General features: G+C 69.4%; 19 protein-coding genes. 9 read left to right on the plus strand and 10 right to left on the minus strand.

The features are described from left to right. Positions 1-318: 318 nt before the first annotated feature. The gene (locus B0E54_RS21330; RefSeq protein ID WP_308195386.1) at positions 319-996 is read left to right on the plus strand and encodes a DUF1028 domain-containing protein; all 678 of its coding nucleotides are present in this window, start codon (positions 319-321) and stop codon (positions 994-996) included. 45 nt (positions 997-1,041) lie between these two features. Here the strand turns inward: B0E54_RS21330 and B0E54_RS21335 are convergent, their stop codons facing one another. Next, positions 1,042-1,728 (minus strand): Type 1 glutamine amidotransferase-like domain-containing protein, encoded by a 687-nt coding sequence (locus B0E54_RS21335; RefSeq protein WP_234587536.1) that lies wholly within the window; start codon positions 1,726-1,728, stop codon positions 1,042-1,044. A 356-nt stretch (positions 1,729-2,084) separates the two neighbouring features. On the opposite strand from B0E54_RS21335, the gene B0E54_RS21340 reads away from it, so the two are divergent. The 3 genes from B0E54_RS21340 (at position 2,085) to B0E54_RS21350 (ending at position 4,339) form a co-directional block, all read left to right on the plus strand. Then, positions 2,085-3,314, plus strand: a complete 1,230-nt coding sequence (locus tag B0E54_RS21340) for a cytochrome P450 (protein WP_234587538.1) — start codon at positions 2,085-2,087, stop codon at positions 3,312-3,314. Beyond that, positions 3,311-3,538 carry a ferredoxin gene (locus B0E54_RS21345; RefSeq protein WP_234587540.1) on the plus strand — a complete coding sequence of 76 codons (228 nt, stop codon included), beginning with the start codon at positions 3,311-3,313 and terminating at the stop codon, positions 3,536-3,538. The genes B0E54_RS21340 and B0E54_RS21345 overlap by 4 nt, the downstream gene beginning before the upstream one ends. Before the next feature lie 471 nt (positions 3,539-4,009). Beyond that, complete coding sequence (locus tag B0E54_RS21350) at positions 4,010-4,339, plus strand: TraR/DksA C4-type zinc finger protein (protein ID WP_234587543.1); 330 nt, start codon at positions 4,010-4,012, stop codon at positions 4,337-4,339. A gap of 48 nt (positions 4,340-4,387) precedes the next feature. Here B0E54_RS21350 and B0E54_RS21355 read toward each other — a convergent pair whose 3' ends face one another. Next, on the minus strand, positions 4,388-4,639 hold the full coding sequence (locus B0E54_RS21355) for a potassium transporter TrkA (RefSeq protein ID WP_234587545.1): 252 nt from the start codon (positions 4,637-4,639) through the stop codon (positions 4,388-4,390). Positions 4,640-4,795: 156 nt separating this feature from the next. Next, positions 4,796-5,005 carry a hypothetical protein gene (locus tag B0E54_RS21360; RefSeq protein ID WP_234587548.1) on the minus strand — a complete coding sequence of 70 codons (210 nt, stop codon included), beginning with the start codon at positions 5,003-5,005 and terminating at the stop codon, positions 4,796-4,798. A 170-nt stretch (positions 5,006-5,175) separates the two neighbouring features. On the opposite strand from B0E54_RS21360, the gene B0E54_RS21365 reads away from it, so the two are divergent. Both B0E54_RS21365 and B0E54_RS21370 read left to right on the plus strand, forming a co-directional pair. After that, the gene (locus B0E54_RS21365; RefSeq protein ID WP_234587626.1) at positions 5,176-5,712 is read left to right on the plus strand and encodes a GNAT family N-acetyltransferase; all 537 of its coding nucleotides are present in this window, start codon (positions 5,176-5,178) and stop codon (positions 5,710-5,712) included. Between the two features lie 64 nt (positions 5,713-5,776). After that, positions 5,777-6,169 (plus strand): nuclear transport factor 2 family protein, encoded by a 393-nt coding sequence (locus tag B0E54_RS21370; RefSeq protein ID WP_234587551.1) that lies wholly within the window; start codon positions 5,777-5,779, stop codon positions 6,167-6,169. On the opposite strand, the gene B0E54_RS21375 is transcribed toward B0E54_RS21370, so the two are convergent. Then, positions 6,130-6,345 (minus strand): hypothetical protein, encoded by a 216-nt coding sequence (locus B0E54_RS21375; protein WP_234587553.1) that lies wholly within the window; start codon positions 6,343-6,345, stop codon positions 6,130-6,132. The genes B0E54_RS21370 and B0E54_RS21375 overlap by 40 nt on opposite strands. Before the next feature lie 213 nt (positions 6,346-6,558). Here B0E54_RS21375 and B0E54_RS21380 point away from each other — a divergent pair, with 213 nt between their 5' ends. Then, positions 6,559-7,257, plus strand: coding sequence for a DUF899 domain-containing protein (locus B0E54_RS21380; RefSeq protein WP_234587555.1), 699 nt, complete (start codon positions 6,559-6,561; stop codon positions 7,255-7,257). Between the two features lie 46 nt (positions 7,258-7,303). On the opposite strand, the gene B0E54_RS21385 is transcribed toward B0E54_RS21380, so the two are convergent. The 3 genes from B0E54_RS21385 to B0E54_RS21395 all read right to left on the minus strand — a co-directional run bounded on the left by B0E54_RS21385 (position 7,304) and on the right by B0E54_RS21395 (position 10,613). Beyond that, positions 7,304-8,149 (minus strand): NAD-dependent epimerase/dehydratase family protein, encoded by an 846-nt coding sequence (locus tag B0E54_RS21385; protein ID WP_234587557.1) that lies wholly within the window; start codon positions 8,147-8,149, stop codon positions 7,304-7,306. A 548-nt stretch (positions 8,150-8,697) separates the two neighbouring features. Beyond that, positions 8,698-9,087 carry a YciI family protein gene (locus B0E54_RS21390; RefSeq protein ID WP_234587559.1) on the minus strand — a complete coding sequence of 130 codons (390 nt, stop codon included), beginning with the start codon at positions 9,085-9,087 and terminating at the stop codon, positions 8,698-8,700. 290 nt (positions 9,088-9,377) lie between these two features. After that, positions 9,378-10,613, minus strand: a complete 1,236-nt coding sequence (locus tag B0E54_RS21395) for a glycosyltransferase (RefSeq protein ID WP_234587561.1) — start codon at positions 10,611-10,613, stop codon at positions 9,378-9,380. A gap of 211 nt (positions 10,614-10,824) precedes the next feature. On the opposite strand from B0E54_RS21395, the gene B0E54_RS21400 reads away from it, so the two are divergent. Then, positions 10,825-12,120, plus strand: coding sequence for an MFS transporter (locus B0E54_RS21400; protein ID WP_234587564.1), 1,296 nt, complete (start codon positions 10,825-10,827; stop codon positions 12,118-12,120). A gap of 59 nt (positions 12,121-12,179) precedes the next feature. On the opposite strand, the gene B0E54_RS21405 is transcribed toward B0E54_RS21400, so the two are convergent. Continuing rightward, positions 12,180-12,494 carry a hypothetical protein gene (locus tag B0E54_RS21405; RefSeq protein ID WP_234587566.1) on the minus strand — a complete coding sequence of 105 codons (315 nt, stop codon included), beginning with the start codon at positions 12,492-12,494 and terminating at the stop codon, positions 12,180-12,182. A 152-nt stretch (positions 12,495-12,646) separates the two neighbouring features. Then, positions 12,647-12,856, minus strand: coding sequence for a hypothetical protein (locus B0E54_RS21410; protein WP_234587569.1), 210 nt, complete (start codon positions 12,854-12,856; stop codon positions 12,647-12,649). A gap of 569 nt (positions 12,857-13,425) precedes the next feature. Here B0E54_RS21410 and B0E54_RS21415 point away from each other — a divergent pair. After that, entirely contained in the window at positions 13,426-14,889 is a 1,464-nt protein-coding gene (locus B0E54_RS21415; protein ID WP_234587572.1) for an MFS transporter, read from the plus strand. A 25-nt stretch (positions 14,890-14,914) separates the two neighbouring features. Here B0E54_RS21415 and B0E54_RS21420 read toward each other — a convergent pair whose 3' ends face one another. Beyond that, the gene (locus B0E54_RS21420; RefSeq protein WP_234587574.1) at positions 14,915-16,132 is read right to left on the minus strand and encodes an RNA polymerase sigma factor; all 1,218 of its coding nucleotides are present in this window, start codon (positions 16,130-16,132) and stop codon (positions 14,915-14,917) included.

Raw genomic sequence — 16,132 nt, forward strand, 5'->3', positions numbered from 1 at the left:
CTGAGCACCTTGCCGTCGACGTGGAAGACCTTGGTGCCGTGCTCGTCGAGGACGTCGAAGTCGTCGCCGATCGAAAAGGGTCAGAGTCGGTGCAGCGTCCTGCTTCATGTCGAAGAGGTCGCTGGTTCGATCCCAGCATCGTCCGACCCAGTCTCCAGGGGCCAGAAGCCCGTTGCCGGGGAAGCCGGTAACGGTGACTGCTGTCTGGCTGCTTACATGGGAGTAGCGTCGCCGCCCGCCCCTCTTCTTCTGCCTGCCCCCAGATCATGAGGGGGCAAAGGTCGGCATGCCGGGCGTCAGTGCGGGTACGCGCCGACCGTGACCTTCTCGATCGTTGCGCGGTGTCCGCGTACCGGCCAGCTCGGGGTGGGAGCGTTGACGGCCAGGCCCGCGGTCGGCAAGCTCGTCGCACACGTCCACGCCGGTGCTGGTGCGGTGGCGACCCAGGCCACCCCCAACCCGTTCCTGGCGTACGACGGTCTGCCCCTGCTCAGCGAGAGCCGTTCGCCGGAGGACGTCCTGACCGAGCTGCTGGCCCGTGACCCCGGTCGGGAGGTGCGGCAGGTCGGGATGGTCGACTTCGAGGGTCGCTCGTACGCGTTCACCGGCGCCCGTGCCAGGGACTGGGCCGGGCATCACACCGGGCCGGGTTACGCGGTACAGGGCAACCGCCTGGTGGGGCGGGAAGCCCTCGCGGCGATCGTTCGATCGTTCGAGGACAGCCGAGAACTCGACCTGGCCGAACGGCTCGTGCTCGCCGTCGAGGCCGGCGAGGAGGCCGGCGGTGACCGGCACGGCGCACGGTCGGCAACAGTGACGGTGGTCGGCGATCAGCCGTACCCGCTCTGGGACGTGCGCGTCGACGACGCTGAGCATCCCGCGTTGGAGCTGCGCCGGCTGCACGGCGTCTTCCGGGAGGAAGTGCTGCCGACCATCGAGCAGTTGCCCACGCGTGACGACCCCATGGGCGAGGGCGCCCGACAGTCGCTCCGATAGCCGGCAGGTCAGTTCGGTCGGCCGGCTCGAATTCCGCTTTGTCGGTCAGGGGTTGATCAGTTTCCAGTCGCCTTCGGAGATGACGTCAACTGTGCCATTGACCACCTTGATGGCGGTGTTGTCGTCGATGGCGTACGTGGGGACCGGGATTCCGGACGCCCATTTCTCGATGCTGGACAGCTCGGTGTCCTCCATCTCCGGATGATTGAGGTGGGGGTACAGCGTGAAATCCACAAGCCCCAGCGCCCGGTCGGCGCCGTGGGCCATGTCGCTGCCGTCCGGGACGAAGTCAAGGTCAAATTCGGCGTCGCAGTTGTACGGGGTGACCGCGATGCTCCCCGCGCTGACCCCGACGTAGACCGTGTCATTCAGCGACGGTAGGAGGTCGGCCAGGCCCGACTGGCGCAGCCAGTAGGTCAGGTAGAGCACATCGCCGCCCCAGACGAGGAGGGCATCGGCCTGCCGGACGGCCGGGACCCAGTTCTCTTCTCGGATGGTCGGCAGTGCGGTGAGCTCCAATATTCCCAGGGATTTCCAACCGAGCTGCGACAGCGGGATCGTGGCCGGGCCGTGAATCGCCTTCCACGCCCGCTCGGCTCCGCCGGGGAAGGGGTAGACAGCGGTGGGGATGAACAGGGCCGTGGACTCGGCGATCGGCTTGCCCAGCAGGTCTTCGAGCGCGTCGGCGATGCTCGGATTGCAGATGCCCGACGACGTGAGAAGGAACTTCATGAATCACTCTCCTGGCGCCGCCGCATCACGGCGATGAGGTCGTCCATCAGGGTCGGCGTCTCGGGTCGCTAACCCGAGCGACACACATCGCTGGATCATCCGCTGACGGCCGTCCAACCGTCAACAGCCTCTCCGGTACGACGACCCGGACCCGGTGCCACGCACCTCGCCTGCACTTTGCTCGTCCCGGACGCGGACTTCATGGCGATCATCGACATCTGCCGCTACGATCCGATATCGAACCATCACCGAGCGTCAATGCGTGGCTGTTCGTGAGCCTGGACGCTGGCAATCGGCGCCGCTACGAACGTGGTGCCCGGCCTGAGGATCACGCCGTTCCGACGAAGGGAATCCGGATGACGGAGAGCGCGCAGACCACCGAGAGCCGGACCGTTCCGCCCGCGCGACAGTACCCGTTCGGTGTTCCCGACCGCCTCGTCGTCGATCCGACCTATGGCGAGCTGCGCGAGAACGAGCCGATGACCCGGGTGCAGCTTCCGTACGGCGAGGAGGCATGGCTCGCCACCCGGTACGAGGACGTCCGTACGGTCCTCGGCGACGTGCGGTTCGGCCGCGCGCCGGCCGTTCAGCGCGACGAGCCCAGGCTCACCCCGCGCCAGCAGTACAGCGGCATGCTGACCATGGACCCGCCCGATCACACGCGGCTGCGCCGGCTGGTGGCGAAGGCGTTCACGGCACGTCGGGTCGAGGCGCTGCGACCCCGTACCCAGGAAATCGCCGAAGCGCTGGTCGACGACATGGTCCGGCTCGGTCCTCCGGCCGACCTGGTGGAGCACGTCGCCACGCCGCTGCCGATCCAGGTGATCTGCGAGCTGCTCGGAGTCCCGTACGCCGACCGCGACCGCTTCCACGTCTGGTCCGAGGCGATCGTCTCGACCACCTCGCTGCCCCTGGAGACGATCCAGGAGTACCTGAACAATCTCTGGGGCTACATCGGTGGTCTGGTCGCCGAGCGCCGCCGCGAGCCGGAGATCGACGACCTGCTCGGCGCGCTGGTGCGGGCCCGTGACGAGAATGAGGATCGGCTCAGCGAGACCGAGCTGGTGGAGCTGGCCGGAGGGCTGCTCGCGGCCGGCCACGAGACCACGGTGACCCAGATCCCCAACTTCGTCTACGTCCTGCTGCACAATCCGGACCAGCTCGCTCGGCTGCGGGCCGACCCGTCGCTGGTGCCGGCCGCGGTCGAGGAACTGTTGCGGTACGTGCCGCTCGGCGTCGGCTCCTCCTTCGCCAGGTACGCCAAGGAGGACGTCGAGGTCGGCGGGGTTCTCGTCCGGGCAGGTGAGCCGGTTCTCGGCTCGCTGTCGTCGGCGAATCGTGACGGCACCGTCTTCGCCGACCCGGACCGGCTGGACTTCGACCGCGGGCAGAACCCGCACCTGGGCTTCGGGCACGGCGTACACCACTGTGTCGGCGCGCAACTGGCCCGCATGGAGTTGCAGGTCGCCGTCGCCACAATCGTGACCCGCCTGCCCGGGTTGCGGCTCGCCGTACCGGAAGTCGAGCTGGAGTGGAAGCGCGGCATGTTGGTGCGGGGCCTGCTCGGCATGCCGGTGGCCTGGTGAGTACGGCGTGGCGGCTCGGGGTGGACTCGCGTCGCTGCATCGGCACGAGCATCTGCGCCGGCACCGCGCCCGAGCATTTCCGCCTGGTGGGCGGCCTGTCCGAGCCGCTGGCCGACGTCGTCGCCCCGGCCGACGTCGTCCTCGACGCCGCCGACTCGTGTCCGGTGGAAGCGATCACGGTCCGCGATGCCACCGACGACCGGCTGATCGCGCCCGAGGAATGACCCATCCGGGGGTCGCGACGACCGTTCCGACCGCCCCGTCGGGCGCGAAGATCGGCGAAGCCATGGCTGGATTTGTGCTGTTTATCCAGATCGCAGGATGCGGGTGGCGTGCCCGACCAAGACGGGGCCGCGAAGGCTGATCATGGCAGGAGCCGGGCCTCGACGCAGGCGTTGGCATTACTGCGGACGCCGCCTATGGTGGAGACATGTCCCCGGTGACGTTCCGCTCTTCTGCCGTCACCGGTGTGGCGGCAATCGGGGCTGCCCACGTGGCGACGGCGGCGTGCCGGATGGTCGGGATGCGGGTGCCGGTTGTGCGCGAGTTGCACATCGCGTCCACGTTCCGGCTGTCGAGCCCGGCGCGAACCGGCCGAGGCCCCCCGCGGAATCGTTGCATCACGAAACGACCGCCAGGGCGAAGCTTTCAAGCTTCGGCCCTTTTCTTTTTCCCTTGAAAGGTAGAGGTAGACCATGAGCGTCGATCATCGAACCGTCGACCAGGGCTGGCTGGCTGATCTGCGAGCGTCCCTGGCGGAAGACTTCGCCACGCAGACGGCTCGGCTGCGGGAACTGACCGAGCTCAACGCGGACACCGGCGACCCGAGCGAGGCCCACAACCGGGCCGCACTGCTGGTGGCCACCCGCCGCAACATCGAGCAGATCACCGGTGCGTTGAGCCGCATCAGCGACGGCACCTACGGTGCCTGCAAGAAGTGTCGCCAGAACATTCCGGCCGAGCGGCTCGAAATCCTTCCGCACGCGCAGTTCTGCGTGTCCTGCCAGGCGAAGCACAACGGCTGACTCGCGGTGTGGCTGCCGTGCCCCGGTGGGCACGGCAGCCGCAGACCGTCACCCAGGAGATGACTCCGCCACGGTGACGATGTCCAGGACATCAAGGATTCCCAGGAGTCTGGCAAGGGTCACCGCCTCGTCGCGGGTCAGGGTCAGAGAGCAGGTGGCGTCGGGGTCGTCGGGGGACTCGTAGACGAGATCTCGCCGGCCACCTGGACGGTGCGTGACCACGCCCACGCGGCGGCCGTCAGCGGTGGTGAACATGCGGCATATCCCGATACCGGGCAGCGGGGTCAGTTCGACAATCATGGGGACTCCAGCGGGCAGGGTGCGGATTCGCGCAGCGGCGCAGGCCGACGGAGTGTGGCGAGGCCACGTGCGGCGGGCGCGGCGACAGCGCTGCCGGCCGGTCACGGAGGCCAGCCGGGCGCAACGATGAGGATCGGCGCGAGCGGGGCGAGTGGATCAGGCGAGGCCCCGCGCATAGCGCGGGGGAGCACGATCCGCCGACCAGGCGGGCACACAACCGGGGATCGCCCGCCGCGCGGAACGGAACACGATGCACAGCCCGATCGACCGGGTGGCGGAGAGCACCAGCACGAGCACGGCAAGCAGCAGCATCGTCGGCAGCGGCGCTCGCTCGCCGACGCGCCGGAGGCCGCGTCGATCGTGCATGCCCAAACCATAGCCGTCGCCCAGAGTGCGGACCACCTTCGCGTCCGGTGACCACCCACGCCTCGCCAGCAACGCCGGTGACCGGCCTCGCGCGCCGGGCCCGACACCAGCGAGCACCAGGTCGGCGGCCAGCTGCGAGGGCCGGAATGCTACGAAGGGACGTGCCCGACATGACGAGTTCCCCTGATGCCACGTCCCTGGAAACTCCGCGGCTGCTGTTGCGTCGCTGGCAGAGCACCGATCTGGACGGCTTCGCCGCGGTGAACGCACAGCCTGAGGTCATGCGCTACATCCATGACGGTCGCACCCTGGACCGGGCGGGGACCGCGGAGCGCCTGGCCAACTATCAGCGACACTGGGATGAGCACGGCTTCGGCCTGTACGCGGTGGAGGTCAAGGAAACCGGCGATCTGGCCGGATTCACCGGGCTGGCGGTGCCGACCTTCCTACCCGAGATCATGCCGGCCGTGGAGATCGGCTGGCGGCTCGGCCGCGCGTACTGGGGCCGGGGCCTGGCCACCGAGGCTGCCCGGTCTGTGGTCGCCCACGCTCGCGCCGGGCTCGGACTGCGGCGGCTGGTCAGCATCCACATTGTCGGCAACGAGGCGTCGGCGCGAGTGATGGTCAAGCTGGGCATGACGCTGGACCGCGAGACCGTGCAGCCGGACACCGGCCGCCGGGTCCGGGTCTATGCGATGGATCTGTAGGCCTTCCGGCCGTAGCCGGCCCCGTGGCGGATCCCTACAGCGGAAAGGCCCGTACGCTGGCGTGATGATCGACTTTCGCGCGGCCGTTGAAGCACGCGACGCCGATGCCCTTGAGGCGGCCCTGGCCGACGACGTGCTGTTTCGCAGCCCGGTGGCGTTCAAGCCCTATCCGGGCAAGGCCATCACCGCCGCGATCCTGCGGGGTGTGCTGCGGGTGTTCGAGGACTTCCGGTACGTCCGTGAGCTGAGCGGCGAGGGCGGTCGCGATCACGCGCTGGTGTTCGAGGCGCGAATCGGCGACGTCGCCATCGAGGGCTGCGACTTCCTGCACCTGGATGAGAGCGGTTTGATCGATGAGTTGACGGTCATGGTTCGTCCCCTGTCTGCCGCGCAGGCCGTGGCTGCCGCGATGGCCGCTCAATTCGAGCGGATCCAGCGTGAGGCGACCGCCGGATAGAACGTCCGAGCTGGAGCGTCACGCAGCATGTCGAGCCGCTCGGGCACCGTGTCCTGCCCGGCGTCCACGAGCGAAATGAAGTGCTGCAGGTCGCGCATCGGCATCCTGGTGAGGAACACCAGGCGTCGCACCGCTCTGGCGTCGTAGACGCGGTGACCGTAGTGGTCGCGGGCCACCTCGACCAGCCCGGCCCGCTCGTAGTAGCGCAGCGTGTATGAGGCGTGATGTCGAGCAGGTCGGCAACCTCGGCGATCGTCATCGGCGCGGGGACGTCGGCCAGGTCGGTGAGGTGTCCGGGCGGGAGTTGCCCGTCGCCGCTGTGTTCGATACGGCCGGCGGGCTACGACTACTTCATGAGGACACCGCCGAGAACGAGAGGAAGCTCGACCATGACGGCACATGTGGTGACGCCCGAGCAGTGGCTGGCGGCGCGCAAGGAGCTGCGCGAGCAGGAGCGTGGGGCGATGGAGGCGCGCGACGCGGTCAACGCCGCCCGCCGGCAACTGCCCTGGATGGCCATCGAGGACGAGTACGTCTTCGACGGCCGGCACGGCAAGGCACGGCTGATCGACATGTTCCAGGGCCGGTCGCAACTGATCATCCAGCACTTCATGTTCGATCCCGCGTGGGACGAGGGCTGCAAGCACTGTTCCCTGCTGACCGACGGCATCGGCGACCTGGCGCACCTACACGCACTGGACACGACGTTCGCGGTGGTCTCCCGGGCGCCGATCGACAAGATTGAGGCGTTTCGGCAGCGCATGGGGTGGAACGTGCCGTGGTACTCATCGCACGGCGGCACGTTCAACTACGACTTCCACGTGACGCTCGACGAGACCGTGGCCCCGGTCGAGTACGACTACATGGACAAGGCCACCCTGGCGGCATCGGGTGAGTGGTTCACCGAGGGCGAGGCGGGTGGCATGAGTGTGTTCGCCCGCGACGGCGAGAAGGTCTACTACACCTACTCCGCGTACGGCGACGGGATCGACGTGTTCCACACGACGTTCAACTACCTCGACCTGACGCCGAACGGCCGCCCGCTCGAGCCCGGCCGGCCGTGGTTGCGACACCACGACAGGTACTGAGCGTGCTGGTGGCGGGCATCCGTCCGGAGGCCCGCCACCGCTGCGGTCAGCCGTGCGGGTGCCGGCGGTAATACTCCACCAGCGACGTGTGCACCGGCTCCCAGCCCATCTCGCGCCGGGTCCGGTCCGCGCTCACGACGTGGTCCATGAGGTAGAGCTCCGCGATGGGAGCGATCTCCTCGGGCGGTTCCTGGTCGGCGGGCCAGCAGATCGCCCGACCGCCGGCCGCCGCAGCCACGATGTCGGCCACCGGCAGATTCTCGGCCACACCGTTCCAGCGGGTGCCACCGCCCGCCCGCTGGGCGACTGCGAGATAGAGCCGCGCCAGGTCCTCGACGTGCACCACGGGCCATTGGATGCCGGCATGACCCAGATAGACGCCGGTGCCGAGACGCTCCTGCACAGGCACCATCGTTCCCCGGATGACGCCGCCCCGGTTGCCGTAGATGAGCGCCGGCCGCACGATGATGCCGCCGCCGGCGACAACCCTTCTCTCCATGTCGGCACGCCAGGCCACCACCGCGGGCGGTCGTGGCACGGTGTCCTCGTAGGTGGTGCCGGGACCGAGGACGTCGGTGCCCGAGGTGTGGATCAACCGTGCCCCGGCTGCCATGATGGCCTCGGCGCTTCGACTCTCGACGTCCCCCGGGACCCAGGCGATCTGGATGACGAGGTCGAAGCCATCCGCGGCGGCTTTCAGCGACGAAGGGTCGGTGATGTCGCCCGGCACCGCCCGGTAAGCCGGCGGCACCGGCCTGCCGTCGGGGCGCTGCAGCGCCGCGACCTGGTATCCGGCTGCGGCAAAGGCCCTGGCCACGTGGGAACCGGCGTAGCCGGTCGCGCCGATGACCAGAACGGTAGTTGATTGCGGTTCCTCGGGCATGCCGTCCATCTGTGCTCCGTTCGGTGAAGGGGGCGCCGGTGCGGGAGGGGTTGCAGGCCTTGGCCGGTCAGCAGGTATGCGTCGTCCGCCGCACCGACCATTGGGACGGCCTGCCCGAACTCCGCGTCCATGCCACCCACCAATTCCTGCAAAGCCGATCGGCGCAATAAATTTAGGCAAGCTCCCGGTGGCATGCGTCTTTGAAATTGCGCGGTCGGGACCGGGCTCCTTTTTGCCGTCGTTCGGGCGACTGCCGGGCAGGGTCGTACTCCGGCAATTCCTCAGCACACGGACGAAGCTGGGCGCGCGCTCGCCTACTTCCGGATGCGCGCGCTGGCGCGCTTCGGCGGCTACGGGGCCGCCGCGCACACAACCTGCCCGGCGGTGGCATCGGGCTGGGCGGCGGCGACGGGACGGCCGCGTTCGACGTGGCGGCGATGAAGCCGAGGGGCGCGTACGGCGGTTCACCTCGACCTCTGCGGGCTGGAGCCCACATCCTCGCTACCGGAACGGCCGGCCGCCACACCTCGGCGGGCCGCTCCGGGCGGGTGGTGCGGTCAGAAGTCCTTTTCGGAGACCTCTTCGACCGGGCGAACCTCGACGGCCCCGACCTTGGCGTCGGGGAAGCGGGAGGCGATCTCGGCGGCGCGCTCCGGGCTGCCGCATTCGAGGAAGAAGACGCCGGCGAGGTACTCCTTCGCGTCCGGGAACGGCCCGTCGGTCGGGCTCGGCACTCCGTCGCGAGCGGACAGCCGGGTGCCCTCGGCGGGGGCGGTCAGTGCCGCAGCGGTCAGCAGTTCGCCGGAGGCACGGATCTCCTCGACCAGGTTGACGTGCTGAGCGACCCGATCGGCGCGTTCCTGCTCAGAGAGCGTCTCGCCGTCGTGGAGGAAAAGCGGGTGCTTCCAGGTCGAGGAGTTGGTGTAGATCAATACCACGTACCTCACGGGCAATCCTTCACGTTTGTCGTCCGCTGCCGAACGTCGGACGTGCTGGGCTGGTGACTGCCGCAGGCTACCGTCCGCGTCGGACCTCTTTCAATCATGCTCAGGAAGCGGCGCACACTCGAAGTTGCCAGCCATTCCGGCGACGCCAACCTCCGACGGGGGAGCTGTAAGAGGTGGTGGGCGATTCCCGTTGGGCTCCGATAATGGAGGGCATTTTCGGCGGTATGCCGAGCGTGTTCCGCGCCGAGTGGACGGGGCAGGCCGGGACTGTCCCGGCCGGCGCCGGGGTGTCAGCGTGCCGCCGTGGCGGTCACGTGGACCCGCTTGCCGATCCGTCGCGCCTCGGCGAGCAGGTCGGCTCCCCACCGTTTCCACAGGCCGTCGAGCCGGGAGGTCACGATGACGTCGTCGACCGCCCCGTCCTCCAGTGTGGTGCGTAGCCCGATGCCGTGCCGGACATCGTGCCGTCCCGGTTCCGCTGCGGCGAGTCGGGCGACGGCGTTCACGTCGAGGTCGTACAACACGGCGGCCGGCAGGCCGGGGGGCACCTGATCGCCGGCGCCGAGCACCGCCAGGCTCCCGCCGGTGGGCAGACCGGCCAGGACTCCGGCGATCTCGCCGGTGACGTCGCGGCCCTGAGCGGCCGCAGTCTGCTCCAGGACCTGGCGCAGCTCGTCCTCCCACGTCCAGTAATCGTCGCGGTAGCGCATCAGCAGGACCCAGCCCACCTCGAGCGGCGGCGACGGATGCTTGGCGAAGAAGCGGTCCATGTTGCGCAGCAGCTCGTCGAAGCGTGCCGGGTCCCGCGGGTGCGGCGACTCGATCGCCCACGCCGTCCGGCTCATGCGCAGGCCGACGCCGTCGCGCAGCAGGCGGTACGCCAGCTCGAGGTCCTCGAAGCCCCACCCGACGAAATCCTCATCGAAGCCGCCGACGGCCGCGAAGTCGGCGGCCGCGACCGAGCAGTTGAGGGTGAAGAAGTTCTGGTACGGCACCAGCAGCCGGGACAGGTCGAACTCGTGGGCCGCGAGATGTGCGTGCCGGACGTCCCGCAACGTCGCGCCGGCACGTTCCACGAGTTCGTCAGGTGTCGATTCGTCAAGTTGCCGCATGAGACCGGCGTCGACTCCTTCCGGGTCGTAGCCGTACGTGTACCCGACAATCGCCCAGCGGCCGGGGACTTCGCGGTGGGCGCGCAGGTGGGCGTCGACGAAATCGCGGCCCACGAACGTGCCCGTGTCAAGGAAGATCAGCAGAGGTGCGGTGGCCAGCCGGGCGCCGGCGTTGCGCGCCGTGCCTACCCGGTTGCCGCGGTCCTCCTGGCGGTGATACTTCAGGCGCAACCGGTCGCGGAACTCTCCGACGGCCGCTTCGGTGTCGTCGCTGGATCCGTCATCCGCGACGATCACTTCGAAACGATCGGTGTCCAGGCTCTGCCCGGCCAGTTGGGCCAGATTGCGGCGTAACAGGTCCGCCCGGTTGTAGGTCGGGATGATCAGCGAGGCCGGCGGGGTGTCGTGGGACATCGGTCTGCTCCTTTCGGTGCTGACGGCGGCGGGATGCGGCCGGAGCCGCTCACCCCCTTCTGAGGCGTCGGATCCGGCACGACCCGGCCGACAGGGGAGCTACGGATGTGACGCGGGTCACGTTCCGGATGCGGCTGTGGATGTCTCGTTCGTGTCCCAGGGGTCCGACGAGCAGATAGAGACCGTCCGCAACCGACAGGGGAGTGAGCAGATGACTGACCACGAGGAGCGTGGGCCGCGTGCGCCCGACGGGGTGCCGGTGCTGCTGGAGACGCCGGATCGACCGGAGGCAGTCAGCGAGCCGGTAGGTGTCGCGGCGGCCGTTCGTGCGCGGTGGGCCGTGACCGGGGTCTTCTTCGTCAACGGCCTGCTGCTGTCGACGTACATCACGCGGATCCCGTCGATCAAGGCTGTTCACCAGTTCGGTGACGCGCAGTTCGGCATGATCCTCACGCTGCTCGGCGTCGCGGCGTTGCTGACCATGCAGTTCGTCGGCGGCATGGTGGCACGGTTCGGCAGTTCCCGGGTGATCCGCACGATGTTGCTGTGCATGCCACTGGCCCTGGCCGCTGTCGGTTTCGCGCGCACTGCCCTGCAGCTCGCCGTCGCGGTGATCCTGCTCGGCATCGTGCACGGCGCGACCGACGTGGCGATGAACGGCCATGCCGTAGTGGTCGAGCGCGTCGGTCGGCGACCCATCATGAACGGCTGCCACGCGGCATGGAGCATCAGTGCCGTGCTGGCGTCGCTCGTCGGCGTCGGTCTGATCAAGGCCGGCATCGCCCCGTCGTGGCATCTGGCCGGCGTTGCGATAGTGATGCTCGCGGCCGCCCTGCCGCTGACCGCGATGTTGCTGCCCGCGTCGGTCGACCGCAACCCGGTGCAGGCCTCCGCCGACGCCAAGCCCCGGGCGAGCTGGCGTACCGGTTGGAGCCGCCGGGTGCTGATGTACGGCGCGATGGGCGCGACGCTCATGGTGTGCGAGGCGGCCGTGACCAGCTGGAGTGGCATCTACCTGCACGAGATCCGCGGTGCCGAGCTGGCCGTGGCGTCGCTGGCCTTCACCGCGTACACCGCCTTCCAGACGTTGATCCGGCTGTTCGGTGACCGCCTCACCGAGCGCTTCGGCGGTGCGGTTCTGTTCCGGGTGAGCGGGCTGGTCGGCATCGCCGGCATCGCGGTGGTCGTCCTCGTACCCTCGCCCTACGTGGCGATCGCCGGGTTCGCCATCCTCGGCGCCGGCACCGCCGTGCTGCTGCCGCTGATCTTCAGTGCGGTCGGCCACGCCGGTGGCGACGGACCGGGCGCGACAACGTTCGTCGCGCGGGCCACGACCTTCGCGTACGGCGGCATCCTGCTCGGGCCGGCGATGGTCGGTTGGTTCGCTGCGGTCTTCGGTCTCACCTGGACGTTCGCCGGGCTGCTCCCATTGATGGCGGCGATCGTGCTGAACAGCCGCGTCATGGGACAGGCCGGCGCCGCCACCGACCGGGAGGCGGCCGCCTGAGCCGGGGGCAGGGACGGTGTGGGTGCTTTCCCCTTGCCCCGCCCGTCCCTGCCACCGCCTCACTGCGTCAGGTGCTGCGCATCGAAGCCGTAGCTGCCGATCAGCTCGGCCTCGGCGGCCTCCGGGCCGCCGGCCACCCGGGCCTTGAAGTCTCGCTGGAACGCCGCGAACGCCTCCACGCCGCCGAGGGCGTTGGAGCCGTCGGAGACGCCTACGTGAACGAACGTGACTCCGTCGGCGAGGCGGAAGGCCGCATAGCTCAGGCCGTCGGGCCGCTCGGCGGTCAGCTCGGCGAACACCTCCTCGATCAGGCGCTGATTCTCCTCGGCCGAGTCCGGCCGCATCTCGTACCGCACCACGAATCCCTGTCCCATCGCGTTCCCTTCTCCTTGCGGGCCGCCGACGGCGACCCGCTGCCGATGTTTGGTCGCTGGTCGGTCGGCGCCTGGCGTACTCCCGCAGGCCGGCCATGAAGAGGTTGGGGGTTTCCAGTGCGGGGAAGTGGCCCACCGCGCTCGTACTCCCGTCAGTGGACGATCGACGGAAAGTCGCTGTCGGCGTAGCGCCCGGTGGGCCGTGCCGGCTCACGCTGATGAACGGCCAGGGCGAGCGGTACGGGCGGCGGCACGACCGGGTACGCCGACGTCCCGCCCCGCAGCGCGCCGACGGGCTGCGACGAGACGACTGCCCCGGCCGTCCAGGCGGTCTGCGGAGCGTTGATTCGCAAAGGCTTCAACGCGCTCCTAACAGGTCGCGGCGATGGTCCGGAAATGGCATAGGCAGCAGTTTCGCGAGCCCGGCGAACGCGGGTGCACGCGAAGCATTCCCGCGCTGGCCATGCTATCGGGGGCCGCTGGCGGTGGTCGATCGGCGCGCGCAAGGAGCGCAATCTGCGAGAAGTCTGCTCCGGTGCTGCTGCCTACTCTGACTGCACCTGGTCGACCGTCATGAATGTGTGGAGGCAGCATGGGGGAGTCGAATCGCCTGCGGTCGTCCCGGGCTCCAGCGGCGCGGACCCTTTCGCGGCACGGCAACTCTCACATCCAGGTCCGGGTCTTCGCCCACGCCCGTCAAGACCCGGTTGGGCACCTTCTCCATCCCGCTCCCGCGGGCGGCGGCCGCCGATGATCCGGCGTCGTCCGAGGCGGTTCTGCGCACCGCCGGGCTGGTCGATCCGCCGTAGGCGCTGACGCGGCCCGGCGTCGTCAGTCGCCTGTTCCCGCACCCCTGAGAACCCTGGCCTGCGTCGACGCCGGCCGGGGTCACCGTGCGAAAACGCGAACACCTATCGAAAGGGCCCCTGAGATGGCGATAACCGAGACCGCATCCGCGCCACCGAGCCGGCTGGACACCCGCCGCTGGCTCATTCTCGCCGTGTTGTGTCTGGCGAACTTCATGGTCATCCTCGATTCGCAGGTCACCATCCTGGCCGTGCCGTCCATCCAGTCGGCACTGCAGATGACTCCGGGCGCGGCGCAGTGGGTGCTGAGCGCGAACCTGATCACCTTCGGCGGCATGCTGCTGCTCGGCGGACGCGCCGCGGACCTGCTGGGCCGGCGTCGGGTCTTCATGGCCGGAACGGTGCTGTTCCTGATCGTCTCGCTGGTTTCCGGCCTCGCGTGGAACGGTGAGGTGCTGATCATCGCCCGGGCGCTGCACGGGGTCTCGGCCGCGCTCATGGCGCCAACCGCGTTGTCGATTCTGACCAGCGAGTTCCCGGAGGGCCCGCACCGGCACCTGGCACTCGGCGCGTGGGCCGGCATCGCCGGCGTCGGCGCCACCATCGCGCTGCTGGCCGGTGGCGTTCTCGTCGACGTACTCGGCTGGCAGTGGATCTTCTTCCTCAACATCCCGGTGGCCATCGTGATGCTCGTCGTCAGCCCGCTGCTCCTGCGCGAGAGCACCGATGTCACCCTGCGCCGCCGGTACGACGTGGCCGGCGCGCTCTCCAGCACCGCGATGCTGGCGCTGCTCATCTACGGCGTGCAGCTCGCGCCGACCGCGGGCTGGTTCGCCGGCCGTACCCTGGCGGTGTTCGGCGCCGCGGTGGCGCTGCTGATCCTGTTCGTGGTGATCGAGTCACGGTCGGAGGCGCCCCTGCTGCCCCTGCGGATCCTGCGGTCGAACTTCGTGGTGGGTGGCAACCTCTCGATGGTGACCATGGGCATGTTGGCCGTCGGCGTCTCGGTGCTCGTGTCCCAGTACGCCCAGGGTGACCTGCTCGGATGGTCGGCAACGGAATTCGGGCTGCGCCAAGCGATCATGCCGTTCATGGCGTTCGCTGGCTCGTTCATCGGCCAGCGGTTCGTCACCCGCTACGGCACCCGCGCGGTGGCGGTCGTCTGCCTGGTGCTCATGGGCGTCGGCCCGGGCATGATGATTTTCGCGGTGGGCGCCGGTGGCCCGTTCCTGCTGATCTTCGCGGCCATGTTCTTCTTCGGCTCCGGCCTCGGCCTCGGCACGGTCGCCGCCTCGGCTGCCGCCCTGACCGGCGTACGGGAGAACGACCTGGGCCTGGCCTCCGGCATGAACACGGCCGCACAGCAGATCGGTGGCGGCTTCGGCGTGGCCATCGTCTCCACTGTCCTGGTCTCGTACTCGACAGGCGGCACTCCGCAAGCCGCCGAGATGGCGGGTTACCAAGCCGGCTTCGTCGCGTGCGTCGGCTTCGCCCTCCTCGGGCTGCTGGTCACGGTGCCCCTGCTGCGGGGCGTGCGACGTCCCCAGCCCCGGGATCCGGCACTCGAGTTCGCGGTGCACGCGGATTGATCGCCCGCCCGGCTCGGCTGACCCCTCAGCTGAGCCGGGCGACGCGCCGTTCCAGATAACGGCGCTCCGGCAGACTTGTGGCGCGGCGAGCGGCCAGCTCGTACGTGTCGCGTGCCGCGTCGTGCTCGCCGGCCATCTCCAGCAGATGCGCGCGTACGGCGTGCAGCCGGTGACCGTCGGCCACCCGGGCGTCGTCGACCAGCGGCTCGAGCACGGCGAGCCCGGCGTGCGGCCCGTGCACCATGGCCACCGCGATCGCTTCGTTGAGTTGCACGACGGGATTGGGCCAGATGCGGGCGAGCAGTCGATAGAGCACGAGGATCTGCGGCCAGTCGGTGTCCTCCGCCCGAGCCGCCTCGTCGTGCACCGCCGCGATGGCGGCCTGCAACTGGTAGACCCCCAGCGGCGCCGACGACAACGCTCCAGTGATCAATTTGACGCCCTCGTCGATGTAGTCGCGGTTCCACCGGGAGCGGTCCTGCTCGCCCAGCGGGATGAGGCTTCCGTCCGGCCCGGAACGCGCCGGACGACGCGCCTCGGTGAGCAGCATCAACGCCAGCAGCCCGGTCACCTCCCCGTTGCCGGGCAGCAGCCGGTGCAGCTCGCGGGTGAGGCGCACCGCTTCGGTGATCAGCTCCGGACGGTTCAACTCAGCCCCGGTCGTCGCGGCGTACCCCTCGTTGAAGATCAGATACAGCACCTGCAGCACGACCGCGAGCCGGTCCTCCAGTTCGCCCTCGGGCGGCAGGCGGAACTCGGAGCCGGCCGCCTTGATGCGCTGCTTAGCGCGGGTGATGCGGCGGCTCACCGTCGCCTCCGGAACCAGGAACGCCCGCGCGATCTGTGCTGTCGTCAGCCCGCCCACCGCGCGCAGGGTGAGCGCGGCCTGCGACAGCGGCGAGACGGCTGGATGACAGCAGAGGAACAGCAGGGTCAGCGTGTCGTCGGGAGAGCCCGGGGCGTCGGCTGGCGGCGCGTGCATCTGATCGGCGGGGGTGAGCGCCGCAACGGTCACCTCACGCTGCTGACGTGCCGTCTCGCTGCGCCGCGCGTCCACCAGCCGCCGGGTGGCAACTCGGATGAGCCAGCCCACGGGGTTGTCCGGGACGCCTTCCTGCGGCCACTGCACGGCCGCGGCCACGAGCGCCTCCTGCACGGCGTCCTCGCACGCGTCGAACGAGCCGTGCCGCCGCACCAGGGCACCGAGCACACGGGGCGCCAGCCCGGCCAGAACGTCGTTCAT

Origin of the sequence: Micromonospora sp. MH99 (genome assembly GCF_021442385.1) — a bacterium.
In the GTDB taxonomy this organism is placed as follows: Bacteria; Actinomycetota; Actinomycetes; order Mycobacteriales; family Micromonosporaceae; genus Micromonospora.